The organism is Streptomyces sp. NPDC002785, from assembly GCF_040295565.1.
Classification (GTDB): domain Bacteria; phylum Actinomycetota; class Actinomycetes; order Streptomycetales; family Streptomycetaceae; genus Streptomyces.
The window spans coordinates 1-1,598 of the sequence record NZ_JBEOVN010000419.1 but is presented as its reverse complement, the minus strand read 5'-3'; the positions used below and the strand labels follow the sequence as shown (position 1 = coordinate 1,598).

1 protein-coding gene is annotated in these 1,598 nt (G+C 68.4%); it reads left to right on the top strand.

Annotation, left to right across the window (positions count from 1 at the left end):
* Window positions 1-205: 205 nt before the first annotated feature.
* A partial coding sequence (locus ABTZ94_RS37490) for an NF041680 family putative transposase (protein WP_502967381.1) occupies window positions 206-1,598 on the top strand: 1,393 nt, incomplete at its 3' end.

The following is a 1,598-nucleotide window of genomic DNA, read 5'->3' as shown; positions in this document are numbered from 1 at the left end:
AACGTCCTCTGGGCCATGCTCCGCGACGGAGCGTGCTACCAGCCCGCACCATCAGTCACGCTGGCGGCTTGACATCCCTATTGGGAAGTTCTTTAACCTCGCCTGCGTTTCTGCTGGTTGAGGGCGTGGTCTTGATTGGACAGCAGGAACGACCGTCCTTCACGCTTCGAGATGTCGAGTAACGGAGCGTGAGAGGACGGTCGCTGTGACGAGTCTGCCCGCTGAGCCTGCGAGGGTCGATCCCTTCACGGTGCTGTCCCGCTTTCGGGTCGCTTTCTACGACTGTCTGTACACCCGTGCGGACGTGCTCTTCGAGCTGACCGATGCGGTGCTGTGCGCGGACGGGCCGGTCACCTCGTTGCCTGAGCTCACGCTCACGGCGGAGATGCAGCGCGGTCACGGTGCGATGTACAACGCGCTGAACACCGGATGGCTCGAGCCGGCCCGCTTCCGTAACCTGCTCGCCTCGATGCCACTGCCCCGCGCGGCCGACGGTCGGATCGTGCTCGCTGTTGATGTCTCCCCGTGGCTGCGTCCCGACGCTGTCACCAGTCCGGAGCGGTTGTTCTGCCACGTCTACGGGCGGTCGGGCCGCAGCAGTGACCAGCTCGTGCCCGGTTGGCCCTACTCCTTCGTCGCCGCCCTGGAAACGGGCCGGACCTCCTGGACGGCCCTGCTGGACGCCGTCCGGCTCGGCCCCGCCGACGACGCCGCCGAAATCACCGCAACCCAGCTGCGCGAGGTCGTCACCCGGATCATCGACGCCGGACACTGGAAGGCCGGGGATCCCGACATCCTGATCGTGACCGACGCCGGCTACGACGCACCCCGACTCGCCTACCTCCTGGCCGGCCTGCCCGTCGAGCTGGTCGGCCGCCTGCGCTCCGACCGGGTCTTGGCCCGCGACGCGGGTCCGGCCCGCTCCACCCCGAAGGGCGGCCGCCCCCGCCTGCACGGCGCCCCGTTCACCCTGGCCAAGCCCGACACCTGGCACACCCCCGAGAGCACCACCGTCACTGACACCACCCGCTACGGCAAGGCGACCGCGCAGGCGTGGGACCGCCTCCACCCCCGCCTCACCCGCCGCAATGCCTGGATCGCTCAGCTCAACGAACTCCCCATCCTGCACGGCACCTTGATCCGTCTCACCGTCGAGTACCTGCCCGGCGACCGGGACCCGAAGCCGGTCTGGCTGTGGTCCTCGGCCACTGGCCTGAGCGGCGACGACGTCGATGTCCGCTGGCAGGCGTTCCTCCGCAGATTCGATCTTGAGCACACCTTTCGCGTGCTCAAGCAGACTCTGGGCTGGACCCGCCCCAAGGTCCGAGACCCGCACTCAGCCGACTTGTGGACCTGGCTGATGATCGCCGCCCACACCCAACTCCGTCTCGCCCGCCCGCTGACCGAGGATCTCCGCCGCCCCTGGGAGAAGCCCCTGCCACCACACCGGTTGACCCCGGCCCGAGTCCGGCGGGCGTTTCGCCACCTCCGAGCGAAGACGGCGAGGCTGTCGCACGACTCCTGCCCGGTGAAGGTCAAGAGCGATTCGTTGTTCGGTTCCGAGGATCAGGGAGGCGTCGGATTCTTGGCCGGTGGAG